This is a genomic window from Streptomyces sp. NPDC059443, assembly GCF_042750105.1.
Taxonomy (GTDB): Bacteria; Actinomycetota; Actinomycetes; order Streptomycetales; family Streptomycetaceae; genus Streptomyces.
The window spans coordinates 24,259-49,727 of sequence record NZ_JBHYVM010000035.1 but is presented as its reverse complement, the minus strand read 5'-3'; the positions used below and the strand labels follow the sequence as shown (position 1 = coordinate 49,727).

Sequence of the window (25,469 nt, the reverse complement as noted above, 5' to 3'; positions counted from 1 at the left end):
CCCGCCCGGGGCCCGACCGGGCCGTCAGCCTCCGGCTTTGACGCGGTCCACGAAGGCGGAGAACGCGGCGGCGGTGAAACCGACGACCGGGCTTTCAGAGAGCTTCGAATCCCGGACGGGGACGACACCGCGCGAAGCGACGAGGTTGGTGGCGACCTCGACGCACTGACCGCCGTTGTCGCTGTAGGAGGACGTGAACCAGCGGGGGGATTCGGTCGTCACGAGGTGCCCTTTCGTAGCTGATCGATCATGGCCACGGATGCCGCCTGGGTGCATGCCTCGGCCTGGAGCTGATGGTAGGCCGTCAGCATGGGCACCACGGAGTTGTTCTCCCGCTCCAGATGGCCCCGTTGGGCGGATTCCGCGTAGGACATGATCGAGCGATCCTGCAACGTCAGCACAGTGACCGGCAGGTTGAACGGCCTCCGCTCCCCCATCTCGAACGGTGCGACCTGGAGCACCGTGTTCGGCCGTTCCGCGAATTCGAGCAGCCTCGTGAACTGCTCCCGCATGACCTCGGGTCCGCCCAGCGGCCGCCGGATGCAGCTCTCGTCGAGCACCGCGAGGACCAGCGGCGGCGGGGTCCGCAGCAGCACCTCCTGCCGGTCCGCGACGATCGCGATGCGCTCGGCCGCCTGGTCCGGGGTGCTGGCCCCGCGCTTGACCGCGCTCTCGGCGAGCACCGTCGCATACTGCGGCGTCTGGAGCAGTCCCGGTATGACGCCGACCTCGTAGAGCCGGATCTCCACCGCCCGGCTCTCGTAGCCGAGGAACTCGGGGAAGCCCTCCAGCAGGACCCCGTGCCGGATCTCGCGCCACTGGCGTTCGAACGTGTCTTCCGTTCCCGCCGTGCCGAAGACGGCATCCGCACTGCGCGAGAAGCGCAGAGTCGAAATCTTGCGCCCGGTTTCCACCGCCGAGATGTGCGTGCTGGAGTAGCCCATCCGTTCGCCCAGTTCGTCCTGTTTCCACCCCCGCTCCTCCCGTGAGCTGCGCAGACGCGCTCCGAACGCCGCTTCGGGACCCGCCTCGGGATTCAACTCCTTGCGATTCACCGGCTCATGACCAACTTTCCGTTCCGTACTGGCAAGTTGAACTGTCCCCACGGCCGCGCCACGCTGAACCCACTGAGTAGTGCATCCACTACGGAGAGGCACGGCCATGTGTGGAATGCCCATTCCCCCTCCCCCCGCCCCCGGAACCCTCATGGTGGACACCGCCCGCGACGACCGCGTCGGGGAGTTCCGGGGCCTCGCCGGCCCGTACTGGGCGCTGCGGCCCGTGCGCGGCGGACCGGAGTGGGAGGCGGAGCCGCGCGACGTGCGGCCCGCCGATCCCATGGAACGGCTCCGCGCGGAGACCGCCCGGCGCAACGCCCGGAGCGCGGAGGGGCTGCTGTGAGCGGCGCAGGCCAGGTGTGCGGGGCGGCCGGCGCGCTGTCCGGCGTACACCTGGACGCGCTGGCCCGGCTGTCCCCGGCGCACCCCGGCGCCCTGCGGGCGGCGATCGGGGCGGGCCCGGAGCTGCGGTGCGCGCTGGAGCCGCACCCCGGACCGCACTGGGACGTGCTCCACGAGGGCCCGCCGGGGGCGGCGCTGTGGGCCCGCTGGGGCGGGGCGGCCCCGGACACGGTGGTCCCCGTACGGGACTGCCCGGCCCAGCACGCGGGCGAGGGCTGCGGGCACTACGCGTCCCACCCCGGAGGGCACGCCTGGGCGGCTAGTTCAGCGAGCTGAAGACGTGCTGCCACTGTCCGATCGCCTGGGTGACCTGTGAGGACGCGCTGACCGCGGCCGTGAGGGCGGCCAGGGCGTTGCGGCCGCGGCGTCGATTGCCTCCCGCATCCGGGTCGGCCATGGCCTCGGCGACTTCGGCGACGTTCTCCAACTGCTCGGCGCGACCCTGGGGGTCGAGGTCCGGATCGGCCTGGACCGCCGCGCTCAGGGCGTTGATCGCTTCCGCGGACTGGGTGTCGCCGCGCTGCATCACAGCGGCGACGTTCGAGCCGATGTTGTTCAACGTGTTCGCGATCTGCACGACACCGGCCTGAATGGTGATGTTGCTCTTCGGGACGTTCTCACCGGAGTGATCGGCATACTCGGGCATGGATTTCAGTACCTCCACCATGTAGTTCAAGGAAAGCGACACGAATATCCGGTGCATCCGGGAGCGGATGTGCGGAGCGGCCGAGGTGTCGTCCCATCGGCTCACCGCCCGGAACCCCTCGGTCGTCCGGTCGAACCGCTGGCGGATGTCGACCGTGAGGAAGTCCTTCAGCAGGTCGGCACCCTCGCCCCAGTCCCGGGCGTCCATCGAGAAGCTGCCGGGCCGCGCCTGCACGAGACGGCGGGCATGTCGTTCGACGTACTCGGAGATCCTGTCCTCGACCGCTTCCGCGACCGTGTCCGCTCTGACCCGGGCCACCCCCGGGGGAGACAGCCGCAGCGGCGCCTCGTAGGGCGGGAGGGCCCGTAACCTGCGAGCCGCGGCGGCCAGGTCCTCGGTCAGGCGCCGCAGGAAGGTCTCCAACTCCCCGTCCGGCCGTACCGGGGTGCCGGGCGCGTCGTAGGCGCGGTCGGGGGTGTCGCACCATTTCTGGAGCTTGCCGCCGTGCTCGCGCAGGGCGCGCACCTCGGCCGCGGCCTGCTCGTGCAGGTCGGCCAGCAGTTCGCTGCGGGCGTCCGCCCAGGCGACGGCCAGCCGGACCGCGCGGTCCGCCTCCGCTGTCAGCCGCCGGCCTTGCTGGACCCGGCCCCAGCCCCGGCCGTCGGTCCTGGCCCGGTAGCGCCCGGCGGGCAGGCCGCTCGCGGCCAGGGGACGCAGCCGGGCGGCGTGGGCGTCAGCTTCCTTCGCGACGGACCGGACGAGGCCGGCCACCACCTCGGCACAGAGCCGGCGGACCTGCTCGGGGTCGGGCAGCACCAGATCGGGCCGGGAGGGAAGCGGGATCCCGACGAGGCCGAGGGGCGCCATACCGGAATCCGACGGTTCGACGGTGGCCGGGGCGGGCCGGAACGCGGTGGTTCCGCTCTGCCTCCCCTGACTCTCCCGCCGCCAGCGGAGCGCCTCGGTGTCGGCCCGCGCCTGCTTCTCGCGCTCCGCCTCGTACTCCCGCCGCTGGCGTTCGGCCTCCCTCGCCTGCTTCTTGCGCTTCGCCTCGTACTCCTGCCGCCGGCGTTCGGCCTCCCGCGCCTGCTCCTGCGCCAGGCGCTCGGGCTCCACCTTCTTCGTCCAGAACAGCGCACCACCGCCGAGCAGGGAGAGCCAGAAGTACAGTTCCGCGGCCGACTCGCCCACCATGCTGAAGACGATCATCCCGAGGCACCAGAGAACGATTCCCCCGCACGCCACCAAAGGCCAGCCCCCGTCGCCCCATACCGCGGATCAACATGGTGCAACGACCGGTCCTCGGCGTGCCAGGTCCATTCAGGCCACGGCCGGGCCGTCAGCCGAAGAGCCGTTCCAGGACCACCGCGACCCCGTCGTCCTCGTTCGAGAGGGTGACCTCGTCGGCGACGGCCACCAGCTCGCGGTGGGCGTCGGCCATCGCGACCCCGTACGCCGACCACGCGAACATCGGGACGTCGTTCGGCATGTCGCCGAAGGCGATCGTCTCGGACCCGGCGACGCCCAGGATCCGCGCCGCCACCGCCAGCCCGCTCGCCTTGTCGATTCCCGGCGGCTGGAGCTCCACCGTGTGCTCCCCGGCCATGGTGACGTTGACCAGGTCCCCGACCACCCCGCGGGCCACGGCCGTCAGCTCGTCGTCGGACAGCCGCGGGTGCTGGAGCAGCACCTTGTTGATCGGGGCGGCCCACAGCCCGGCCCGCGAGCCCACCCGGACCGTCGGCAGGTGCGGGTGCCACATCCGGTAGCCCGGCCCTATCAGCATCTCCGCGTCGAGGCCCTCCTGGTTGACGGCCGCGTAGACCTCCCCGACCTCCGCCTCGATCTTCCCGAGGGCGACCTCGGCCAGCTCCCGGTCCATGGCCACGGAGTGCAGCAGCCGTCCGGCCGCCGCGTCGTAGACCTGTGCGCCCTGTCCGCACACCGCGAGCCCCGTGTAGCCGAGGCCGTCCAGGACGTGGCGGACCTGCGGCACGGGGCGGCCTGTCACGATGATGTGCCGGGCGCCGGCCGCGCGGGCGGTGGCGAGTGCGGCGTGGCTGCGGGCCGAGACGGTGTCTCCGGCGCGCAGCAGAGTCCCGTCCAGGTCGGTGGCCACAAGTGCATAGGGGAGGGCGGAAGTCACGCGTTCAAGGATACGGACCTCGGCGGACAAGTCTTACAAATTGCGCGAATCCGCCCTCCCACACGCCCCACCATCCCCTTAACCTGTCAACCAGCCCCCGGGACACCCCCGGACCGCGTCGAAAGCGAGGCAGAACCCCATGCCCCAGCCAAGCCCCCTCGATGTTCCCGAGGGCGACCCCTTCGGGCCGCACAACCTCCCCTACGGCGTGTACTCCACCGCCGGTGAGGCGCGGCGCCGGATCGGGGTCCGCATCGGCGGGCACGTGCTCGACGCGGGGGCGGCCGCGGCCGCGCTCGGATCCCCGTACGCCGGGCTGCTCGGGCAGCCCTCGCTCAACCCGCTGCTCGCGGCCGGCCGCACCGCCTGGCACGACGTGCGCCGCGCGCTGACCGCCTGGGTCACCGACCCCGGCCACCGGCCCTCCGTGGAACCGCACCTGCTGCCGCTGGACGAGGTCACCCTCCACCTGCCGTACGAGGTCGCCGACTACGTCGACTTCTACGCGAGCGAGCACCACGCGACGAACGTCGGGCGGATCTTCCGCCCGGACGGGGACGCGCTGACCCCCAACTGGAAGCACCTGCCCATCGGTTACCACGGCCGGTCGGGAACGATCGTCGTGTCCGGGACGGATGTCGTGCGCCCCTCCGGGCAGCGCAAGGCGCCCGCCGACCCGGCACCCGTCTTCGGGCCCTCCGTCAAGCTCGACATCGAGGCCGAGGTCGGCTTCGTCGTCGGCGCGCCCTCCGAGATGGGCCGCTCGGTGCCGCTGGGCGAGTTCGAGGACCACGTCTTCGGCCTCTTCCTGCTCAACGACTGGTCCGCGCGCGACATCCAGGCCTGGGAGTACGTGCCGCTCGGCCCCTTCCTCGGCAAGTCCTTCGCCACCTCCGTCTCCGCCTGGGTCACCCCGCTGGAGGCCCTGGACGCGGCCCGGGTCGCCCCGCCGGCCCGCGACTTCCCGCTCCTGCCCTATCTCGACGACTCCGGCGCGGACCGCCCCGGCGGCTTCGACCTGCGCATCACCGTGTCCATCAACGGGCAGGAGGTGGCGCGCCCGCCGTTCGCGTCGATGTACTGGACCGCCGCCCAGCAGCTGGCCCACATGACCGTCAACGGCGCTTCCCTGCGCACCGGCGACGTCTACGGATCGGGCACCGTCAGCGGTCCGGAGACCGACCAGCGCGGCTCCCTGCTGGAGCTCACTTGGAACGGCCGCGACGCCATCGAACTCGCCGACGGCAAGCGCACGTTCCTGGAGGACGGCGACACCGTCACCCTCACCGCCTGGGCCCCGGGCTCCGACGGCGCCCGCGTGGGCCTCGGCGAGGTCACCGGCCGCATCGTGGGCAGCCACCGCTAGGCCGTCCGGGCGGGGACCGGCAGGGGGACTCCCCCATTGGGCTCCGCCCGGGTGCGGTGGACGGTGCGGGCGGACAGGGTGGGCTGACGGAACCCGGGAGGGCCGTAGCCCCGTGGCCCCGCCCGCACCCCCACCGCGAGGAGTCCCCATGCCGGCCGCCCGTCACCGTCACCGTCACCGCTACTTGAGGACCGCCCTGACCTGCGCGGCCGCCGCCTCCCTCGCCCTGGCCGCCGTCCCCGCGGCCCAGGCCGTGGACGGTCCGGCGCCCGATCCGCACAATGCGCAGGCGATGCGCGACATGGCCACGGCGATGGCGGTGACCGCCAAGTACGTGGACGAGCGGGAGGCGATCAAGGACGGGTACGTCCCGCACGGCATGGAGTGCATGACCAACCCCTTCGGGGTGGGTTCCATGGGCTACCACTACGTCAAGGAGTCCAACTGGGGTCTGCTGGACCCCGCGAAGCCGACCGCGCTCCTCTACAGCACCGCCAAGGACCACAAGGGCCGCCGCAAGCTCCAGACGGTGGAGTGGATGTACGCCGACCGGGACCAGGACCTGAAGACCACGGACGACCGGCCGAGCATGTTCGGCCTCCCCTTCGACGGCCCGATGCCCGGCCACTGGACGGGCATGCCCAAGCACTACGACCTCCACATGTGGGCCTACGCGGAGAACCCGGCGGGCCGCTTCCACAACTGGAACCCCGCCCTGACCTGCCCGAAGACCTCCGCCGCCCCCACCCACCCGGCCCACTCGCACTGAGCCCGCACGCGACGGGGCCCGGCCCCCCCTGCGGAGGGGAACCGGGCCCTGGGCCGTACTCGTCAGCCGGTCAGCGGACGAAGGTGCTCGCCTGCCCCGCCAGGTCCAGGAAGTACTGGGGTGCCAGGCCCAGGACCAGCGTCACCGCCACGCCCACCGCGATCGTCGTCATGGTCAGCGGAGAGGGCACGGCCACCGTGGGACCGTCCGCCTTCGGCTCGCTGAAGAACATCAGGACGATCACCCGGATGTAGAAGAACGCGGCGATCGCGGACGAGATCACACCGACCACGACCAGCGCTCCCGCGCCGCCCTCCGCCGCCGCCTTGAACACGGCGAACTTCCCGGCGAAGCCGGAGGTCAGCGGGATGCCCGCGAAGGCCAGCAGGAACACCGCGAAGACCGCCGCCGTCAGCGGCGAACGGCGGCCGAGCCCGGCCCACTTGGACAGGTGCGTGGCCTCGCCGCCCGCGTCGCGGACCAGGGTGACCACGGCGAAGGCGCCGATCGTCACGAAGGAGTACGCGGCCAGGTAGAAGAGGACGGACTTGATGCCCTCCGCCGAGGTCGCGATCACACCGGCCAGGATGAAGCCCGCGTGCGCGATCGAGGAGTAGGCGAGGAGCCGCTTGACGTCGGTCTGGGTCACGGCGATGACCGCGCCCGCCAGCATCGTGACGATCGCGACGCCCCACATCACCGGCCGCCAGTCCCACCGCAGGCCCGGGAGGACCACGTAGAGGAGGCGCAGGAGGGCGCCGAAGGCGGCCACCTTCGTCGCCGCCGCCATGAAGCCGGTGACCGGGGTCGGGGCGCCCTGGTAGACGTCCGGGGTCCACATGTGGAAGGGGACCGCGCCGACCTTGAAGAGCAGGCCCATCAGGATCAGCGCGCCGCCGATCAGCAGCAGCGCGTCGTTGCCCATGGTCCCGGCGAGGGCCGGGTCCACATTGGCCACGGTGCCGTCGACCACGTCGGCGATCGCCGCGTAGGAGACGGAGCCCGCGTACCCGTAGAGGAGCGCGATGCCGAAGAGGAGGAAGGCCGAGGAGAACGCCCCGAGCAGGAAGTACTTGACCGCGGCCTCCTGCGACATCAGCCGCTGGCGGCGGGCGACGGCGCAGAGCAGGTACAGCGGGAGGGAGAAGACCTCCAGGGCCACGAACAGCGTCAGCAGGTCGTTGGCCGCCGGGAAGATCAGCATCCCGGAGATCGCGAACAGGACGAGCGGGAAGACCTCGGTGGTGGTGAAGCCCGCCTTGACGGCTTCCTTCTCGCTCTCGCTGCCCGGTACCGACGCCGCCTGCGCGGCGAAGGAGTCGACCCGGTTGCCGTGGGCGGCCGGGTCCAGGCGCCGCTCGGCGAAGGTGAAGACCGCGACGATCGAGGCCAGGACGATGGTGCCCTGGAGGAAGAGCGCCGGTCCGTCCACGGCCACGGCACCCATGGCCGCGATGTGCGCCTTGGTGCTGCCGTACCCGCCCGCGGCGAGAGCGACGATCGCGGCGAAGGCGGAGGCCAGCGCGGCGACGGCGAGGAACACCTGGACGTAGTAACGGGACTTGCGCGGCACGAAGGCCTCTACGAGGACTCCGACGATCGCCGCGCCCAGCACGATGAGCGTGGGCGAGAGCTGGGCGTACTCGATGTGCGGGGCCGGGATCTTGTCGATCGGCGCCGCGGCCGCCAATGTCGCCAGCTTGCTCTGGGCAGCAGTCATGGTGCTCACTTCGCCGCCTCCCCATTCTTGGCCTCGACCGCGACCTGCGGCTTCGGGTCCGTCTGCTTCACGTCCGACATGGTGTGCTTCACCGCCGGGTTGACGATGTCGGTGAGGACCTTGGGGTAGACGCCCAGTCCGATCAGCAGCGCGATCAGCGGGGCCACCACCAGGACCTCCCGCAGCCGGAGGTCCGGCATGGTGCGGACCTCCTCCTTCAGCGGGCCGGTCATGGTGCGCTGGTAGAGGACCAGCGTGTACAGCGCGGCCAGCACGATGCCGAAGGTGGCGATGATGCCGACGACCGGGTACCGGGCGAACGTGCCGACCAGGACCAGGAATTCACTGATGAACGGGGCGAGCCCCGGCAGCGACAGGGTGGCGAGCCCGCCGATCAGGAAGGTGCCGGCCAGGACCGGGGCCACCTTCTGCACCCCGCCGAAGTCGGCGATGAGCCGCGAGCCGCGCCGAGAGATCAGGAAGCCGGCGACCAGCATGAGCGCCGCCGTCGAGAGCCCGTGGTTGACCATGTACAGGGTCGCGCCCGACTGGCCCTGGGAGGTCATCGCGAAGATGCCCAGGATGATGAACCCGAAGTGCGAGATCGAGGCGTAGGCGACCAGCCGCTTGATGTCCCGCTGCCCGACCGCGACCAGCGCCCCGTAGACGATGCTGATCAGGGCCAGTACGAGGATCACCGGCGTGGCCCACTTGCTGGCCTCGGGGAAGAGCCCGAGGCAGAAGCGGAGCATCGCGAAGGTGCCGACCTTGTCGACGACCGCAGTGATCAGGACGGCGACCGGGGCGGTGGCCTCACCCATCGCGTTCGGCAGCCAGGTGTGCAGCGGCCACAGCGGGGCCTTCACCGCGAAGGCGAAGAAGAAGCCGAGGAAGAGGAGCCGCTCGGTGTTGGTCGCCATGTCGAGCGTGCCCGCGGCGCGGGCGGCGGTGATCTCCTGGAGCGAGAAGTTCCCGGCGACCACGTACAGCCCGATGACGGCGGCCAGCATGATCAGGCCGCCGACCAGGTTGTAGAGGAGGAACTTGACCGCCGCGTACGAGCGCTGCGCGGCCGCGTTCTCATCGGACCCGGAGTGTGCCCGGTCGCCGAAGCCGCCGATGAGGAAGTACATCGGGATGAGCATGGCTTCGAAGAAGATGTAGAAGAGGAAGACGTCGGTGGCCTCGAAGGAGATCACCACCATCGCCTCGACCAGCAGGATCAGGGCGAAGAACCCCTGCGTCGGCCGCCAGCGGGAGCCCGCAGCGAAGCTGCTTTTGGCTGCTTCCGTCTCCAGGGGGTCGGCGTCGTGCCAGCCGGCCCCGATGACGAAGGGCATCAGCAGCGCGGTGAGCGCGATGAGCGCCACCCCGATGCCGTCGACGCCCAGCTCGTAGCGGACCCCGAAGTCGGGGATCCAGGAGTGGGATTCGGTGAGCTGGTAGCGGGCGCCACCGGGATCGAAGCGGACCGCGACGAGCACGGCCAGGGCCAGGGTCGCCAGTGAGAAGAACAGGGCGAGCCATTTGGCGGCGGTCCGGCGGGCGGCCGGGACGGCCGCCGTCAGGACCGCACCGACCGCGGGTACCGCGGCCGTCACCGTCAGAAGCGGGAAACTCATCTCACACCGCCCTCATCAGCAGGGTCGCGGCGATCAGGACCGCCGTGCCCCCGAACATCGAGACCGCGTAGCTGCGGGCGTAGCCGTTCTGCAGCTTGCGCAGCCGGCCCGACAGCCCGCCGACACCGGCGGCCGTCCCGTTGACCACTCCGTCGACCAGGCTGTGGTCCACGTAGACGAGGGAGCGGGTCAGGTGCTCCCCGCCGCGCACCAGGACCACGTGGTTGAAGTCGTCCTGGTACAGGTCCCGTCGGGCCGCCCGGGTGAGGAGCGAGCCGCGCGGGGCGATGACCGGGACGGGCTTCTTGCCGTACATCGCCCAGGCGATGCCGACGCCGATCACGAGGACCACCATCGTGGACGCGGTCACCGTCAGGGCGCTGACCGGCGGGTTCCCGTGCTCGTGCCCGGTGACGGGCTCCAGCCACTTGAGGAACCGGTCGCCGATGCCGAAGAAGGCTCCGGCGAACACCGAGCCGAAGGCCAGGACGATCATCGGAAGGGTCATGGTCTTCGGGGACTCGTGCGGGTGCGGCTGGTGGCCTTCCGCATCAGGCTGCCAGCGCTGCTCGCCGAAGAACGTCAGCAGCATCACGCGGGTCATGTAGAACGCGGTGATCGCGGCGCCCAGCAGGGCCACGCCTCCCAGGATCCAGCCCTCGGTGCCGCCCTTCGCGAAGGCCGCCTCGATGATCTTGTCCTTGGAGAAGAACCCCGACAGGCCCGGGAAACCGATGATGGCGAGGTAGCCGAGGCCGAAGGTGACGAAGGTGACGGGCATGTACTTCCGCAGCCCGCCGTACTTGCGCATGTCCACCTCGTCGTTCATCCCGTGCATGACGGAACCCGCGCCGAGGAAGAGACCGGCCTTGAAGAACCCGTGCGTCACCAGGTGCATGATCGCGAAGACGTAGCCGATGGGGCCCAGGCCCGCGGCCAGGATCATGTAGCCGATCTGCGACATCGTGGAGCCGGCCAGGGCCTTCTTGATGTCGTCCTTCGCGCAACCGACGATCGCACCGAAGAGGAGCGTGACGGCGCCGACCACGGTGACCGCGAGCTGGGCGTCCGGAGCGGCGTTGAAGATGGCGCCCGAGCGGACGATGAGGTACACGCCCGCCGTCACCATGGTCGCCGCGTGGATCAGGGCCGAGACCGGGGTCGGGCCCTCCATCGCGTCGCCGAGCCAGGACTGGAGCGGCACCTGCGCCGACTTGCCGCAGGCGGCGAGCAGCAGCATCAGCGCGATCGCCGTGAGCTTGCCCTCCCCCGCCCCGGACACCGAGCCGAGCACCGGCCCGAAGGCGAAGGTTCCGAAGGTGGTGAACATCAGCATGATGGCGATCGAAAGGCCCATGTCGCCGACCCGGTTGACCAGGAAGGCCTTCTTCGCGGCGGTGGCCGCGCTGGGCTTGTGCTGCCAGAAGCCGATGAGGAGGTACGAGGCGAGGCCCACGCCCTCCCAGCCGACGTACAGCAGGAGGTAGTTGTCGGCGATGACGAGGAGCAGCATCGCGGCGACGAAGAGGTTGAGGTAGCCGAAGAAGCGGCGGCGGCGCTCGTCGTGCTCCATGTACCCGATCGAGTACACGTGGATGAGCGTGCCCACCCCGGAGATCAGCAGGACGAAGGTCATCGACAGCTGGTCGAGCTGGAAGCCGAGGTCGGCCTGGAAGCCTTCGACCGGGATCCAGCTGAACAGCCGCTGGTGGATGGCCCGGTCCTCGGCCCCGCGGCCGAGCATGTCGGCGAAGAGGGCGAGGCCGATGCCGAAGGAGACGGCGGCGAGCAGGGTGCCGAGCCAGTGGCCGGCCTTGTCGAGGCGGCTTCCGCCGCAGAGCAGCACCGCCGCTCCGAGCAGGGGCGCTGCTACCAGCAGCGCGATCATGTTCTCCACAGCGACCCCTTACAGCTTCATCAGGCTGGCGTCGTCGACCGAGGCCGAGTGGCGGGTACGGAACAGCGACACGATGATCGCGAGACCCACCACGACCTCGGCGGCGGCGACGACCATCGTGAAGAACGCGATGATCTGGCCGTCGAGGTTGCCGTGCATCCGGGAGAAGGTGACGAAGGCGAGGTTGCAGGCGTTGAGCATCAGCTCGACGCACATGAACACCACGATCGCGTTCTTCCTGATCAGGACCCCGGAGGCCCCGATGGTGAACAGCAGCGCGGACAGGTACAGGTAGTTGACCGGATTCACTTCGAGGCCTCCTCGCGGCCGAGCCGCTCGGACGACCGCTGCTCCAGCGCCTTCAGGTCGTCCAGCGCCTGGCTGGAGACGTCCCTGATCTGGCCGCGGCCGCGCAGCGTCTGGTTGACGGTGAGCTCGGACGGGGTGCCGTCCGGCAGCAGGCCGGCGACGTCCACGGCGTTGTGCCGGGCGTAGACACCGGGTGCGGGCAGCGGCGGGAGCTGCACGCCCTCGCGTACGCGGCGCTCGGCGAGCTCGCGCTGGGTGGCGGGCCGCTCGGTGCGCTCGCGGTGGGTGAGCACCATCGCGCCGACGGCCGCCGTGATGAGGAGGGCGCCGGTGATCTCGAAGGCGAACACGTACTTGGTGAAGATGAGCGTGGCCAGGCCTTCGACGTGTCCGCCGGAGTTGATCCGGCCGAGCCCGTTGAAGTGGGTGAGCCGGGCGTTGCCGAGGCCGGCGATCAGCAGGATGCCGAAGCCGAGTCCGCACAGGGCGGCCAGCCAGCGCTGCCCCTTGATGGTCTCGGTCAGCGAGTCCGCGGCAGTGACGCCGACGAGCATGACGACGAAGAGGAAGAGCATCATGATCGCGCCGGTGTAGACGACGACCTGGACGATGCCGAGGAAGTACGCGCCGTTGGCGAGGTAGAAGACCGCCAGGATGATCATCGTCCCGGCCAGGCTCAGGGCGCTGTGCACGGCCTTCTTCATCAGGATCGTGGACAGCGCGCCGATGACGGCGACCGTGGCGAGGACCCAGAACTGCACGGCCTCACCGGTGGAGGTGAGGGTGGCGGCTGCGGCGACGGTGCTCACGCCCCCACCCCCTCGGAGGCGACCCCGGGAGCGTCCTCGGAAGCGGTCTCCGAAGCGGTCTCGCCCTTGGACACGGCGACCTGGCGGACCGTGCCGGGAGCCGCCCCGGTCACCAGCCCCAGGTAGTAGTCCGTGTCCTGGGTGCCCGGGAAGATCGAGTGCGGAGCCTCGACCATGCCCTCGGTCAGCCCGGCGAGCAGCTGCTCCTTGGTGTAGATGAGCGATTCGCGGCTGGAGTCGGCCAGTTCGAACTCGTTCGTCATGGTCAGCGCCCGGGTCGGGCAGGCCTCGACGCACAGCCCGCACAGGATGCAGCGGGCGTAGTTGATCTGGTAGACCCTGCCGTACCGCTCACCCGGGGAGTAGCGCTCCTCCTCGGTGTTGTCCGCGCCCTCCACGTAGATCGCGTCGGCGGGACAGGCCCAGGCGCACAGCTCGCACCCGATGCACTTCTCCAGACCGTCCGGGTGGCGGTTGAGCTGGTGCCGCCCGTGGAAGCGCGGAGCGGTGGTCTTGTGCTGCTCCGGGTACTGCTCGGTGAGTCGCTTCTTGAACATGGCCTTGAAGGTCACGCCGAAGCCGGCCACCGGGTTCTGCCACTTCTCGTTCTCAGCGTCAGACATTCTCAGCACCCTCCTCTCGGTCACTGTCAGTATTCGCCGCGCCACTGACAATCAGCTCCCGCTCACTGCGAGGCCGCCTGCGCGGTACGGGTGCCAGGTGCTGGCCGGGCTTGGGCGGTACGGGGAATCCGCCCGCCAGCGGATCGAAGGGCTCGGCGGCGGCAGCCTGTCCGGCGACTTCGGCGGCCGCCTTCTCCTTCTTGTCGCGGAAGACGTCCACGACGAAGGAGAGCAGCAGCACCGCGACGACCGCGCCGCCGACGTAGAGCACGATCTCCGAGAAGTCGTAGCGCTCGTTGCGCAGCGCCCGGACGGTGGCGACCAGCATCAGCCAGACCACGGAGACCGGGATCAGCACCTTCCAGCCGAGCTTCATCAGCTGGTCGTAGCGCACGCGCGGGAGCGTGCCGCGCAGCCAGATGAAGAAGAACAGCAGCAGCTGGACCTTGATGACGAACCAGAGCATGGGCCACCAGCCGTGGTTGGCGCCCTCCCAGTACGTGGAGATCGGCGCCGGGGCCCGCCAGCCGCCCAGGAAGAGGGTGACCGAGACCGCGGAGACGGTGACCATGTTGACGTACTCGGCCAGCATGAACAGCGCGAACTTGATCGAGGAGTACTCGGTGTTGAAGCCGCCGACCAGGTCGCCTTCGGACTCCGGCATGTCGAAGGGGGCGCGGTTCGTCTCGCCGACCATCGTGATGACGTAGATGATGAAGGACACCGGCAGCAGCACGATGAACCAGCGGTCGCCCTGCGCCTCCACGATCTTCGAGGTCGACATCGACCCGGAGTAGAGGAAGACCGAGGCGAAGGCCGCGCCCATCGCGATCTCGTAGGAGATCATCTGCGCGCAGGAGCGCAAGCCCCCCAGGAGCGGGTACGTGGAGCCCGAGGACCAGCCGGCCAGCACGATGCCGTAGATGCCGACCGAGGCCACCGCGAGGATGTAGAGCATGGCGATCGGCAGGTCGGTCAGTTGCATCGTGGTGCGCTGGCCGAAGATGGAGACCTCGTTGCCCGAGGGGCCGAAGGGGATCACCGCGATGGCCATGAAGGCCGGGATCGCCGCGATGATCGGGGCGAGGACGTAGACGACCTTGTCCGCCCGCTTGACGATGAGGTCTTCCTTCAGCATGAGCTTCACGCCGTCGGCGAGCGACTGGAGCATGCCCCAGGGGCCGTGCCGGTTGGGGCCGATGCGCAGCTGCATCCAGGCGACGACCTTGCGCTCCCACACGATGGAGAAGAGCACGGTCACCATCAGGAAGGCGAAGCAGAACACCGCCTTGACGACGACGAGCCACCAGACGTCCTTGCCGAACAAGGAGAGGTCTTCGGCAGCGATCTGAACGGTGTTCACGCGCCCACCTCCGCAGTGGCGTCGCTGCTGTCGGCCGGGGTAGCCGGACCGATGCGTACGAGGGTTCCCGGGCGGGCGCCGGTATCGGCGAGGACCCCGGAGCCGGTGGAGTTCAGCGGGAGCCAGACCACCCGGTCGGGCATCTCGGTGACCCGCAGCGGCAGTTCCACGGAGCCGGCCGGGCCGGTCACCGCGAGGACGTCGCCGTTCTTCACACCCGTCTCGGCGGCCGTCGCGGCCGACAGCCGGGCGCTCGCCTCGTGCCGGGTGCCGGCCAGGGCCTCGTCCCCGTCCTGGAGACGACCCTGGTCGAGCAGGAGCCGGTGGCCGGCGAGGATGGCCTCGCCCGCGCCCGGCCGGGGCAGCGGCGCGGTGTCCGCGGACTGCTCGGCGGCCCGCGCCCCGGCCCACTGGCCGAGCCCGTCGAGCTCCCGGCGCACGGCGTGTACGTCGCCCAGGGCGATCGGCCGGTCGGCCGCGTCGGCCAGCATGTGCAGGACGCGGGAGTCGGCGGGGGCGAGCCGGCGGGTCATCTGCTCGGGCTTCAGCGCGGCCTCGAACGGCCGGACCCTGCCCTCCCAGTTGATGAACGCGCCCGGCTTCTCGGCGGCGGCCGCGACCGGGAAGACCACGTCCGCGTGGTCGGTGACCTCGCCGGGCCGCAGTTCCAGACTGACCACGAAGGCCTCCTGGAGCGCGAGCCGGGCGCGGGCCGGGTCCGGCAGGTCGTCAAGCTCCACGCCCGCGACCAGCAGGGCGGACAGCTCGCCGGTGGCGGCGGCCTCGACGATCTGGCCGGTGTCGCGGCCGTACCGGTGCGGGAGCTCGTCCAGCCCCCAGGCGGCGGCGACCTCCTCGCGGGCCCGCGGGTCGGTGGCCGGGCGGGCCCCCGGGAGCAGGGACGGCAGCGCGCCCGCCTCGACGGCGGCCCGCTCCCCGGCCCGGCGCGGGATCCACACCAGCCGCGCACCGGTGGCGGCGGCGGCCCGTACGGCGGCAGTCAGCGCTCCGGGGATCCCGGCCAGGCGCTCCCCGACGACGATGACCGCGCCGGGCAGGCGCAGCGCTTCGGCGGCGGCGTGACCGCCCTCTTCCAGACCGGTCCGCGAGGCGAGCGCGTCCAGCCATTCGGGCTCGGTGCCGGGGGCGGCGGCCAGCAGGGTGCCGCCCGCCTTCTCCAGCCCGCGGGTGGCGAAGGTGGCGACGGCGAAGGTCCGCTGCTTGTGTTTGCGGTGGGCCTTGCGCAGCCGCAGGAAGACGCCGGGGGCCTCTTCCTCGGCCTCGATGCCGACGAGGAGCACGGCCGGGGCCGCCTCCAGGGAGGCGTTGGTGACGCCCCGCCCGTCGAGGTCCTTGCCGGTGCCGGCGACGGAGGCGGCCAGGAACTCGGCCTCCTCCGCGCTGTGCACCCGGGCCCGGAAGTCGATGTCGTTGGTGTCGAGCACGACCCGCGCGAACTTGGCGTACGCGTACGCGTCCTCGACGGTCAGCCGGCCGCCGGTCAGGACCCCGGCCCGGCCGCGCGCGGCGGCCAACCCGTTCGCGGCGGCTTCCAGCGCCTCGGGCCAACTCGCCGGGGCGAGGACCCCGTCGGCGCCGCGCACCAGCGGGGTGGTGAGCCGGTCGGGGCGCTGCGCGTAGCGGAACCCGAAGCGGCCCTTGTCGCAGATCCACTCCTCGTTGACCTCGGGGTCCTCGGCGGCCATCCGGCGCAGCACCTTGCCGCGGCGGTGGTCGGTCCGGGTCGCGCAGCCGCCCGCACAGTGCTCGCACACGCTCGGGGAGGAGACGAGGTCGAACGGGCGGGAGCGGAACCGGTACGCCGCCGAGGTGAGGGCGCCGACCGGGCAGATCTGGATGGTGTTGCCGGAGAAGTACGACTCGAAGGGGTCGCCCTCTCCGGTGCCGACCTGCTGGAGCGCGCCGCGTTCCAGCAGCTCGATCATCGGGTCGCCGGCGATCTCGTTGGAGAAGCGGGTGCAGCGCGCGCACAGCACGCAGCGCTCGCGGTCCAGCAGCACCTGGGTGGAGATCGGGACGGGCTTCTCGTAGGTGCGCTTCTTGCCCTCGAACCGCGATTCGGCGTTGCCGTGCGACATCGCCTGGTTCTGGAGCGGGCACTCGCCGCCCTTGTCGCAGACCGGGCAGTCCAGCGGGTGGTTGATGAGCAGCAGCTCCATCACCCCGCGCTGGGCCTTGTCGGCGACCTCGGAGGTGAGCTGCGTCTTGACGACCATGCCGTCGGTGCAGGTGATGGTGCAGGAGGCCATCGGCTTGCGCTGGCCCTCCACCTCGACGATGCACTGGCGGCAGGCGCCGGCCGGGGAGAGGAGGGGGTGGTCGCAGAACCGGGGGATCTCGATGCCGAGCTGCTCGGCGGCCCGGATGACCAGGGTCCCCTTGGGCACCGACAGTTCGATGCCGTCGATGGTGAGGGAGATCTGGTCCGCGGGCGGGACCGCTGCCGCTCCTCCGCCGGAGGCTCCCGTAGTGGTCACGGTCATGCGGTCACCTCCGTGTCGGCCCAGAGGGTCGACTTCTTGGGGTCGAAGGGGCAGCCCTTGCCCGTGATGTGCTGCTCGTACTCCTCGCGGAAGTACTTGAGCGAGGAGAAGATGGGGCTGGCGGCTCCGTCGCCGAGCGCGCAGAACGACTTGCCGTTGATGTTGTCGGCGATGTCGTTCAGCTTGTCGAGGTCGGACATGACGCCCTTGCCGGCCTCGATGTCGCGCAGCAACTGGACCAGCCAGTACGTGCCTTCGCGGCAGGGCGTGCACTTGCCGCAGGACTCGTGGGCGTAGAACTCGGTCCAGCGGGTCACCGCCCGCACCACGCAGGTCGTCTCGTCGAAGCACTGCAGGGCCTTGGTGCCCAGCATGGATCCGGCGGCGCCGACGCCCTCGTAGTCCAGCGGGACGTCGAGGTGCTCGGCCGTGAACATGGGGGTGGAGGAGCCGCCCGGGGTCCAGAACTTCAGCCGGTGGCCGGGGCGGATCCCGCCGCTCATGTCGAGGAGCTGGCGCAGGGTGATGCCGAGCGGGGCCTCGTACTGGCCGGGGCCCACGACGTGGCCCGACAGCGAATACAGCGTGAAACCGGGGGACTTCTCGGTCCCCATCGCCTTGAACCAGTCCTTGCCCTTGTTCAGGATCGCGGGAACCGAGGCGATGGATTCGACGTTGTTGACGACAGTGGGGCACGCGTAGAGCCCCTCGACGGCAGGGAAGGGAGGACGCAGCCGGGGCTGACCGCGCCGGCCTTCGAGGGAGTCCAGGAGGGCCGTTTCCTCGCCGCAGATGTACGCGCCCGCTCCCGCGTGCACGGTGATGTCGAGGCTGAGCCCGCTCCCCATGACGTCCTGGCCGAGGTAGCCGGCCTCGTACGCCTCACGTACCGCCTCGTGCAGGCGCCGCAGTACCGGCACGGCCTCGCCGCGCAGGTAGATGAAGGCGTGTTCCGACCGGATCGCGTAGCAGGCGATGATCATTCCCTCGATGAGGGAGTGCGGGTTGGCGAAGAGAAGGGGGATGTCCTTGCAGGTTCCCGGCTCCGACTCGTCCGCGTTCACGACGAGGTAGTGCGGCTTTCCGTCGCCCTGCGGGATGAACTGCCACTTCATTCCGGTGGGGAAGCCCGCGCCGCCGCGCCCGCGTAGACCGGAGTCCTTCACGTACGCGATGAGGTCGTCCGGGGTCATCGCGAGCGCCTTGCGCAGGCCCTCGTAGCCCTCGTGGCGCCGGTAGGTCTCCAGCGTCCACGACTGCGGTTCGTCCCAGAACGCCGACAGCACGGGTGCCAGCAGCTTCTCCGGGCTGGTGCCGTTCTCGTGCATTTCAGCGGTCACCGTCATCACTCCCCCTCCTCGGCCGCGGCCTCGGCACGCGGGTGCACGACCTTGCCGAGCTGCGGGGACTCGCCCCGCGCGATGCGCAGGCCGATCAGCGACGCGTGTCCCGCGCCGCCGCTCGCCTCGACGGCGCCGGGGCGCTCGTCGGGGAAGCCCGCCAGGATCCGGGCGGTCTCCTTGTACGTGCACAGCGGCGCGCCCCGGGTCGGCTCGACCGGGCGGCCGGCCAGCAGGTCGTCCACCATGGCCTTGGCGGACTCGGGGGTCTGGTTGTCGAAGAACTCCCAATTGACCATCACCACGGGGGCGTAGTCGCAGGCCGCGTTGCACTCGATGTGTTCGAGGGTGACCTTGCCGTCGGGGGTGGTCTCGTTGTTGCCGACCCCGAGGTGCTCCTTGAGCTCGTCGAAGATGGCGTCGCCGCCCATGACCGCGCACAGGGTGTTCGTACAGACCCCGACCTGGTAGTCGCCCGAGGGCTTGCGCCGGTACATCGTGTAGAAGGTGGCGACCGCCGTGACCTCCGCGGTGGTCAGGCCCAGCACCTCGGCGCAGAACCGGATGCCGGTGCGCGAGACGTAGCCCTCCTCGGACTGGGTGAGGTGCAGCAGCGGCAGCAGCGCGGAGCGGCTGTCGGGGTAGCGGGCGATGACTTCCTTCGCGTCCGCTTCGAGCCGCTCGCGCACCTCGGCCGGGAAGTCGGGGGCCGGCAGCTGGGGCATGCCCAGGCTGGTCGACTGGCTGGCGCTCATCGGTCGACGCCTCCCATCACGGGGTCGATGGAGGCGACGGCCACGATGACGTCGGCGACCTGGCCGCCCTCGCACATCGCCGCCATGGCCTGCAGGTTGGTGAAGGACGGGTCGCGGAAGTGGACCCGGTAGGGGCGGGTGCCGCCGTCGGAGACCACGTGGACCCCGAGCTCGCCCTTGGGGGACTCGACGGCCGCGTAGGCCTGTCCGGCCGGGACCCGGAAGCCCTCGGTCACCAGCTTGAAGTGGTGGATGAGGGACTCCATGGAGGTGCCCATGATCTGCTTGATGTGGTCGAGCGAGTTGCCGAGGCCGTCCGGGCCCATCGCGAGCTGCGCCGGCCAGGCGATCTTCTTGTCGGCGACCATCACCGGCCCCGGCTCCAGCCGGTCCAGGCACTGCTCGACGATCCGCAGGGACTGGCGCATCTCCTCCAGGCGGACCAGGAAGCGTCCGTAGGAGTCGCAGGACTCGGTGGTCGGCACGTCGAACTCGTAGTTCTCGTAACCGCAGTACGGGTCGGACTTGCGCAGGTCGTGCGGCAGCCCGGCGGAGCGCAGGATCGGGCCGGTGGCGCCCAGCGCCATGCAGCCGGTGAGGTCGAGGTAGCCGACGTCCTGCATGCGGGCCTTGAAGATGGGGTTGCCGGTGGCGAGCTTGTCGTACTCCGGCAGGTTCTTCTTCATGGTCTTGATGAACTCGCGGAGCTGGTCGACCGCGCCCGGGGGCAGGTCCTGCGCGAGGCCGCCGGGGCGGATGAACGCGTGGTTCATGCGCAGTCCGGTGATCAGCTCGAACACGTCGAGGATCAGCTCGCGGTCGCGGAACCCATAGATCATGATCGTGGTCGCGCCCAGCTCCATGCCGCCGGTGGCGATGCACACCAGGTGGGAGGAGAGCCGGTTGAGCTCCATCAGCAGGACGCGGATGACGGTGGCGCGGTCCGGGATCTGATCGGTGATGCCGAGCAGCTTCTCGACGCCCAGGCAGTACGCCGTCTCGTTGAAGAACGGCGTCAGGTAGTCCATGCGCGTGACGAAGGTGGTGCCCTGCGTCCAGTTCCGGTATTCGAGGTTCTTCTCGATGCCGGTGTGGAGGTAGCCGATGCCGCAGCGGGCCTCGGTGACCGTCTCGCCGTCGATCTCCAGGATCAGGCGGAGCACTCCGTGCGTGGACGGGTGCTGGGGACCCATGTTGACGACGATCCGCTCGTCGTCCGCGCGGGCCGCGGACTGGACGATCTCGTCCCAGTCGCCGCCCGTGACGGTGTAGACGAGGCCTTCGGTGGTCTCCCGGGAGGAGGCGTGATTGGACGTGTTCATCAGCTGTACGACCTCCGCTGGTCGGGAGCCGGGATCTGGGCGCCCTTGTACTCGACGGCGATGCCGCCGAGCGGGTAGTCCTTGCGCTGCGGGAAGCCCTGCCAGTCGTCCGGCATCATGATCCGGGTGAGGGCCGGGTGCCCGTCGAAGATCAGGCCGAAGAAGTCGTACGTCTCGCGCTCGTGCCAGTCGTTGGTCGGGTAGACCGAGACGATCGACGGGACGTGCGGGTCGCTGTCCGGGGCGGACACCTCCAGCCGCAGGATCCGGCCGTGGGTGAGCGAGCGCAGGTGGTAGACGGCGTGCAGCTCGCGCCCCTTGTCCCCGGGGAAGTGCACCCCACTGACGCCGGTGCAGAGCTCGAAGCGCAGGGCCGGATCGTCGCGGAGGGTCTTCGCCACCAGGGGAAGGTGCTCGCGGGCGATGTGGAGGGTCAGCTCCCCCCGGTCCACGACGACCTTCTCGATCGCGTTCTCGGGGACGAGGTCCTGCTCCTCCAGCGCCCCTTCGAGCTCGTCGACGACCTCGTCGAAGTACGAACCGTACGGGCGGACGCTCGGGCCGGGCAGGACCACGGTGCGCACGAGGCCGCCGTAGCCGCTGGTGTCGCCGCCGTTCGCGGCGCCGAACATGCCCTTGCGGACACCGATCACCTCGGGGCCCGTCGCACCCCTGGGGGCCGGGACGTTGTTGCCGCCGGCGGCGTCGTCACCGGGCTGGGGGCCGTTCTCCACGGCCGGGTCGTCGCTCACCGCAGGAGCCCCTTCATCTCGATCATGGGGAGCGCCTTGAGGGCCGCCTCCTCCGCCTCGCGGGCCGCCTCTTCCCGGTTCACGCCGAGCTTGGATCCCTGGATCTTCTGGTGGAGCTTGAGGATCGCGTCCATCAGCATCTCGGGGCGGGGCGGACAGCCGGGCAGGTAAATGTCCACGGGGACGATGTGGTCGACGCCCTGGACGATCGCGTAGTTATTGAACATTCCGCCCGAAGAGGCGCAAACACCCATAGAGATGACCCACTTGGGAGCGGGCATCTGGTCGTACACCTGCCGCAGCACCGGCGCCATCTTCTGGCTGACGCGGCCCGCCACGATCATCAGGTCGGCCTGGCGCGGAGATCCGCGGAAGACCTCCATGCCGAAGCGGGCCAGGTCGTACCGGCCCGCTCCGGTGGTCATCATCTCGATGGCGCAGCAGGCCAGGCCGAAGGTCGCGGGGAAGACGGATGACTTGCGCACCCAGCCCGCGGCCTGTTCGACGGTGGTCAGCAGAAAGCCGCTCGGCAGCTTCTCTTCCAGTCCCATGGAAAATTCAGCCCCTCAGTCCCATTCCAGGCCGCCGCGGCGCCACACGTAGGCGTAGGCGACGAAGACGGTGAGCACGAAGAGGAGCATCTCGACGAGCCCGAAGATCCCCAGCGAGTCGAAGGTGACCGCCCAGGGGTAGAGGAAGACAACCTCGATGTCGAAGACGATGAAGAGCATCGCCGTCAGGTAGTACTTGATGGGGAAGCGGCCGCCGCCGGCCGGCACGGGAGTGGGCTCGATGCCGCACTCATATGCTTCAAGTTTTGCCCGGTTGTACCGTTTTGGACCGATCAGCGTGGCCATGACCACGGAGAAGATCGCAAACCCTGCGCCGAGGGCGCCGAGCACGAGGATGGGCGCGTACGCATTCACGCTCCTCGCTCCTTCCAGTCGTCCTTGACCGTTGGACCGCTGCGCCGGCACTTGCATGTGAGGCAGTTCACAAGCCGGGCTGGTGCGCATCTTATGCCTGCTCGTCTGTGATCTGCGACACGGGTTACAACAACGAGTTTGTGATCTCCACCACCTGACGAACGATCATGAAGTCCGATGAGTGGTGATCTTCATACGCGAAGCATCCACATGATCACCAAAGGTGACATCCACCCCTGTAGTCGCAGGTGGAAGGTGTGTCGCACTATCAAATCGTGGCCCCTGCACGCAAATTGGCGGCATGGTGCGCGTGATGATAAAGGGATCGGCGTCCCCCGGTCGGAGGAGCTCGCGCGTACGGAGGTGGACGCGTGCGCGCGTTCACGAACTCCGGATCCGGGAGGGGCGTCCGGGAGGGTGATTCGGGAGGGGGCCCGGGAGCCGAATGCGGCGGTGAGTTCACGGCCGGGTCACAGAAGGGCCTCGGCGTCCGCTCAGTGTCCGCACAGCGTGATGTCGCTGTGACCTGTGCCACTCGGGATTCGCGGCCGCGAAAGGGGGCTTGGCCATCTGTCCGGAGGGATGGTAGGCCAAGGATCAATTCGGACTTATTGCAGAAACCCCATGATCACAGCCTTACGACGGGGTGTCCGATTGGCCCGTTGCGGCGTCAATAAGACTTCCGACGCGCCCGGTTCGTGCCCTTCGCGCACAACTGTGGCGCAGACCACGTTTCTTGAAGGGAACCGCAACGCCCTGATAGCGGTTGTACTCATGTCCCTCACCGCTCACATACCCAGCCACCGGAAGCCCCGCCGCAGCGCCTCGAAGCTCGCGGTCCGCGCCGGAGTTGCCGGTGGCGTCCTCAGCACCCTGGCCATGGCCGGCACGGCGAGCGCCACGCCCTCCGAGCCCTCCCCCGAGAGCACCCTCGAAATGCCGGTCCTGAACATGGACCTGGCCGCCGAGGTGTCCTCCTCCGTCACCAAGGCCGCGGAGAACACCCGCGCCGCCGCGGTCGGCGGCGAGCTCAACGCCCTGGAGGAGAGCGCCCGTACCGGCGCCGCCGCCGAGGCCAAGAAGGCCAAGGAAGACGCCCAGCAGAAGGCCGACGCCGAGCAGAAGGCCAAGGACGAGGCGGACCGCAAGGCGGAGTCCGACCGCGCCAGCCGCAGCACGGCCCGCACTTCGCTCTCGGCCAAGTCCTCCTCTTCCTCCGCGGGCTCTTCCTCCTCGGAGGGCTCCGGCGTCACCGCTCCGGCGACCGGCTCCGCCGCCGCCATCGTGAACTTCGCCCGCGCGCAGGTCGGCAAGGCGTACGTCATGGGCGGCACCGGCCCGTCCTCGTTCGACTGCTCGGGCCTCGTCCAGGCCGCGTACCGCCAGGCCGGCGTCTCCCTGCCGCGCATGTCGCAGGACCAGTCCTCGGCCGGCACCTCGGTCTCCCTGAGCGCCCTTCAGCCGGGCGACATCCTGTACTGGGGCTCCCGCGGCAGCGCGTACCACGTCGCCATCTACGTCGGCGGCGGCAACTTCGTCGGCGCGCAGAACCCCAGCACCGGCATCGTCGAGCGCTCCCTGAGCTACGACAAGCCGACGGGCGCCGTCCGCGTCCTCTGATCCGTTCCCCGGATCGTCCCTCAGCCGTACGCGTCCCCCGCGTCCCGAGCCGCTCTCGGTGACGCCCGGAAGGCCGGTGCTCCCCGCTCGGGGGTGAGCGCCGGCCTTTCGGTCGTCCCGGGGCGTCCCGCGGCGCCCACGGGGCCTTCAGGCCGCTTCTCGGGCGGGCCCACGGACCGCTCCACCGGGGCCGATCCCTCCGCCCCTCCCTCCGCCCCTCCCTCCGCCCCTCCCTCCGGTGATCCACCCGGTGACTCCCGCCGCCGGCCGCCGCCGCCCGCTCACGGGGGTCCGTCCGTCTGACGGTCAGCTCGTATCGAACCGGGCAAAGCCCTGCGAAGATGGCCGGGGCGCGCACGCCCGAGTCACCCCAGGAGGTGGTGATCCGTGATCACCAGGCCATCTGACAAAGCCCCCGGCCACGGTGCCGGTGCCCATCCGACCCCCGACCCCACAGCCGTCCCGGCCGCCGCCGGGCTCGGTCTCCTGTCCCTGGGAGGCTGGCTGCTGAACACCGCCCGCCCGTGGCAGAAGCCCAATTCCTCGATCACGCTCGCCCTCGACTGGACGGCATCGGCGACACTGCTGCTCTGCGGTCTGGTGCTGCTGGCCCGCTGTATCCGGACGGTCCACCGATCGGACGCAGCATCGTACGAACGAGGCCTCGACACCCCTCACGACCAGACGGGCCGCACCGGGGACAACCCCCCGGCGCAGCCCGCCTGAATCCTCCGCGCCCCGCGCCCTCGTCAGGCCTTCGGGGCCACCTTGGTTCCACCGAAGTAACCATCGGACGAGAAATTTCCTACCGCTGGTGTTACGTTTTAGGTATGAGCAGTCACGTGGCACCCCAGGCCGTCGAGCGGGCCGGTAAGAGATCCGTGTCGCTCGCCCAGTCATTGATCAAGGAAGTCGAGGAACGCGCCGGCAAGAGCGGGTTCTCCTCCGTTGTGGCCGAAGCTCTTGAAGAATGGCTCGCCGCTCAGAAGCTCCGCGAGGTCGTGACCGCCGACCGCAAGGCGTTCGGCCCCATCTCCGCCGAAGCGCGGCGGCAGGCGGAGCAGGAGTGGTAAGCAAGCGCCTCAAAATCAAGGCAAAGAGCGAGGGCACGCTCGTCCTGGACGCCCAGGGGCTTTCACTGCACGTCGACGGTGACGAGGGGATGCGTGCGCGCATCGAGGTCGCCCAGCAGAGCGGCCGGCGCGTGGCGCTGTCCGCACTGACGCCCTTGGAAGTGCGCCGAACAGGAGAAGCCGCCAAACGGCTCCAGTTCCTGCTGTCCCGGTTCGACGTGAAACCGGTCAACGACGCGGTGACAGAAGCCGCGGCAAAGCTGCTGGACGCCTCGGGCCTTGACGGACACGAATGCCTCGTGGACGCCCTCGTGGTCGCCACGGCCGCACTCTGTAGTCCCCCAGTGCTACTCGTCACTTCTGACAAGTCGCACATCCCAGCGCTGTGCAAGGCCACCGAGGAGCTTCCCGGTTCACCGAAGGTGAAGATCGTCAACGTGTGACGGC

At 70.0% G+C, this 25,469-nt stretch carries 26 protein-coding genes; 8 read left to right on the top strand and 18 right to left on the bottom strand.

The features are described from left to right. Positions 1-24: 24 nt before the first annotated feature. Positions 25-222, bottom strand: coding sequence for a DUF397 domain-containing protein (locus ACFXDJ_RS28475; RefSeq protein ID WP_384650443.1), 198 nt, complete (start codon positions 220-222; stop codon positions 25-27). Continuing rightward, complete coding sequence (locus tag ACFXDJ_RS28470) at positions 219-1,055, bottom strand: helix-turn-helix domain-containing protein (protein ID WP_384650441.1); 837 nt, start codon at positions 1,053-1,055, stop codon at positions 219-221. The genes ACFXDJ_RS28475 and ACFXDJ_RS28470 overlap by 4 nt, the downstream gene beginning before the upstream one ends. A 106-nt stretch (positions 1,056-1,161) precedes the next feature. On the opposite strand from ACFXDJ_RS28470, the gene ACFXDJ_RS28465 reads away from it, so the two are divergent. Beyond that, positions 1,162-1,401, top strand: a complete 240-nt coding sequence (locus tag ACFXDJ_RS28465; protein ID WP_384650439.1) for a hypothetical protein — start codon at positions 1,162-1,164, stop codon at positions 1,399-1,401. After that, the gene (locus ACFXDJ_RS28460; RefSeq protein ID WP_384650437.1) at positions 1,398-1,736 is read left to right on the top strand and encodes a hypothetical protein; all 339 of its coding nucleotides are present in this window, start codon (positions 1,398-1,400) and stop codon (positions 1,734-1,736) included. The genes ACFXDJ_RS28465 and ACFXDJ_RS28460 overlap by 4 nt, the downstream gene beginning before the upstream one ends. Here the strand turns inward: ACFXDJ_RS28460 and ACFXDJ_RS28455 are convergent. Both ACFXDJ_RS28455 and ACFXDJ_RS28450 read right to left on the bottom strand, forming a co-directional pair. Continuing rightward, complete coding sequence (locus ACFXDJ_RS28455; RefSeq protein WP_384650435.1) at positions 1,720-3,315, bottom strand: hypothetical protein; 1,596 nt, start codon at positions 3,313-3,315, stop codon at positions 1,720-1,722. The two genes, ACFXDJ_RS28460 and ACFXDJ_RS28455, sit on opposite strands and share 17 nt — an antisense overlap. Before the next feature lie 130 nt (positions 3,316-3,445). Further along, a complete protein-coding gene (locus ACFXDJ_RS28450) occupies positions 3,446-4,252 on the bottom strand; it encodes an HAD-IIB family hydrolase (protein WP_384650433.1) in 807 nt (268 codons plus the stop codon). A gap of 139 nt (positions 4,253-4,391) precedes the next feature. Here ACFXDJ_RS28450 and fahA point away from each other — a divergent pair, with 139 nt between their 5' ends. After that, positions 4,392-5,618: a fumarylacetoacetase gene (gene fahA / locus ACFXDJ_RS28445; RefSeq protein ID WP_384650431.1), complete on the top strand. Its 1,227-nt coding sequence runs from the start codon at positions 4,392-4,394 to the stop codon at positions 5,616-5,618. 148 nt (positions 5,619-5,766) lie between these two features. Beyond that, positions 5,767-6,387, top strand: coding sequence for a hypothetical protein (locus ACFXDJ_RS28440; protein ID WP_384650429.1), 621 nt, complete (start codon positions 5,767-5,769; stop codon positions 6,385-6,387). Positions 6,388-6,457: 70 nt separating this feature from the next. On the opposite strand, the gene nuoN is transcribed toward ACFXDJ_RS28440, so the two are convergent. From nuoN to ACFXDJ_RS28370, 14 genes are read right to left on the bottom strand one after another with little or no spacing between them, the layout of a single operon-like run. Continuing rightward, positions 6,458-8,107 (bottom strand): NADH-quinone oxidoreductase subunit NuoN, encoded by a 1,650-nt coding sequence (gene nuoN / locus ACFXDJ_RS28435; RefSeq protein ID WP_384650465.1) that lies wholly within the window; start codon positions 8,105-8,107, stop codon positions 6,458-6,460. Between the two features lie 5 nt (positions 8,108-8,112). Continuing rightward, positions 8,113-9,729 (bottom strand): NADH-quinone oxidoreductase subunit M, encoded by a 1,617-nt coding sequence (locus ACFXDJ_RS28430; protein ID WP_384650427.1) that lies wholly within the window; start codon positions 9,727-9,729, stop codon positions 8,113-8,115. Between the two features lies 1 nt (position 9,730). Beyond that, the gene (gene nuoL, locus ACFXDJ_RS28425) at positions 9,731-11,626 is read right to left on the bottom strand and encodes an NADH-quinone oxidoreductase subunit L (RefSeq protein ID WP_384650425.1); all 1,896 of its coding nucleotides are present in this window, start codon (positions 11,624-11,626) and stop codon (positions 9,731-9,733) included. 9 nt (positions 11,627-11,635) lie between these two features. After that, the gene (gene nuoK, locus ACFXDJ_RS28420; protein ID WP_215025182.1) at positions 11,636-11,935 is read right to left on the bottom strand and encodes an NADH-quinone oxidoreductase subunit NuoK; all 300 of its coding nucleotides are present in this window, start codon (positions 11,933-11,935) and stop codon (positions 11,636-11,638) included. Continuing rightward, complete coding sequence (locus ACFXDJ_RS28415) at positions 11,932-12,744, bottom strand: NADH-quinone oxidoreductase subunit J (RefSeq protein ID WP_384650422.1); 813 nt, start codon at positions 12,742-12,744, stop codon at positions 11,932-11,934. Before ACFXDJ_RS28415 ends, nuoK begins: the two co-directional genes overlap by 4 nt. Beyond that, positions 12,741-13,367 (bottom strand): NADH-quinone oxidoreductase subunit NuoI, encoded by a 627-nt coding sequence (gene nuoI, locus ACFXDJ_RS28410; RefSeq protein ID WP_384650420.1) that lies wholly within the window; start codon positions 13,365-13,367, stop codon positions 12,741-12,743. The genes ACFXDJ_RS28415 and nuoI overlap by 4 nt, the downstream gene beginning before the upstream one ends. After that, positions 13,360-14,730 (bottom strand): NADH-quinone oxidoreductase subunit NuoH, encoded by a 1,371-nt coding sequence (nuoH, locus tag ACFXDJ_RS28405; protein WP_384650418.1) that lies wholly within the window; start codon positions 14,728-14,730, stop codon positions 13,360-13,362. The genes nuoI and nuoH overlap by 8 nt, the downstream gene beginning before the upstream one ends. Continuing rightward, positions 14,727-17,234: an NADH-quinone oxidoreductase subunit G gene (locus tag ACFXDJ_RS28400; protein ID WP_384650416.1), complete on the bottom strand. Its 2,508-nt coding sequence runs from the start codon at positions 17,232-17,234 to the stop codon at positions 14,727-14,729. Before ACFXDJ_RS28400 ends, nuoH begins: the two co-directional genes overlap by 4 nt. Continuing rightward, the gene (nuoF, locus tag ACFXDJ_RS28395; protein WP_384650414.1) at positions 17,231-18,580 is read right to left on the bottom strand and encodes an NADH-quinone oxidoreductase subunit NuoF; all 1,350 of its coding nucleotides are present in this window, start codon (positions 18,578-18,580) and stop codon (positions 17,231-17,233) included. Before nuoF ends, ACFXDJ_RS28400 begins: the two co-directional genes overlap by 4 nt. After that, on the bottom strand, positions 18,580-19,329 hold the full coding sequence (nuoE, locus tag ACFXDJ_RS28390) for an NADH-quinone oxidoreductase subunit NuoE (RefSeq protein WP_384650412.1): 750 nt from the start codon (positions 19,327-19,329) through the stop codon (positions 18,580-18,582). Before nuoE ends, nuoF begins: the two co-directional genes overlap by 1 nt. Continuing rightward, a complete protein-coding gene (locus tag ACFXDJ_RS28385) occupies positions 19,326-20,651 on the bottom strand; it encodes an NADH-quinone oxidoreductase subunit D (protein ID WP_384650410.1) in 1,326 nt (441 codons plus the stop codon). The genes nuoE and ACFXDJ_RS28385 overlap by 4 nt, the downstream gene beginning before the upstream one ends. Next, entirely contained in the window at positions 20,651-21,385 is a 735-nt protein-coding gene (locus tag ACFXDJ_RS28380) for an NADH-quinone oxidoreductase subunit C (RefSeq protein ID WP_384650463.1), read from the bottom strand. Before ACFXDJ_RS28380 ends, ACFXDJ_RS28385 begins: the two co-directional genes overlap by 1 nt. Before the next feature lie 14 nt (positions 21,386-21,399). Then, positions 21,400-21,954 (bottom strand): NADH-quinone oxidoreductase subunit B family protein, encoded by a 555-nt coding sequence (locus tag ACFXDJ_RS28375; RefSeq protein WP_329380917.1) that lies wholly within the window; start codon positions 21,952-21,954, stop codon positions 21,400-21,402. Positions 21,955-21,969: 15 nt separating this feature from the next. Beyond that, positions 21,970-22,329, bottom strand: a complete 360-nt coding sequence (locus ACFXDJ_RS28370) for an NADH-quinone oxidoreductase subunit A (protein WP_008738438.1) — start codon at positions 22,327-22,329, stop codon at positions 21,970-21,972. Between the two features lie 774 nt (positions 22,330-23,103). Here ACFXDJ_RS28370 and ACFXDJ_RS28365 point away from each other — a divergent pair. The 4 genes from ACFXDJ_RS28365 to ACFXDJ_RS28350 all read left to right on the top strand — a co-directional run bounded on the left by ACFXDJ_RS28365 (position 23,104) and on the right by ACFXDJ_RS28350 (position 25,465). Continuing rightward, a complete protein-coding gene (locus ACFXDJ_RS28365) occupies positions 23,104-23,949 on the top strand; it encodes a C40 family peptidase (protein ID WP_384650408.1) in 846 nt (281 codons plus the stop codon). Positions 23,950-24,336: 387 nt separating this feature from the next. After that, entirely contained in the window at positions 24,337-24,675 is a 339-nt protein-coding gene (locus ACFXDJ_RS28360; RefSeq protein WP_384650406.1) for a hypothetical protein, read from the top strand. 104 nt (positions 24,676-24,779) lie between these two features. After that, positions 24,780-25,022, top strand: a complete 243-nt coding sequence (locus tag ACFXDJ_RS28355) for a hypothetical protein (protein ID WP_384650405.1) — start codon at positions 24,780-24,782, stop codon at positions 25,020-25,022. Next, positions 25,016-25,465 carry a DNA-binding protein gene (locus ACFXDJ_RS28350; protein ID WP_384850764.1) on the top strand — a complete coding sequence of 150 codons (450 nt, stop codon included), beginning with the start codon at positions 25,016-25,018 and terminating at the stop codon, positions 25,463-25,465. The genes ACFXDJ_RS28355 and ACFXDJ_RS28350 overlap by 7 nt, the downstream gene beginning before the upstream one ends. Positions 25,466-25,469 lie beyond the last annotated feature (4 nt).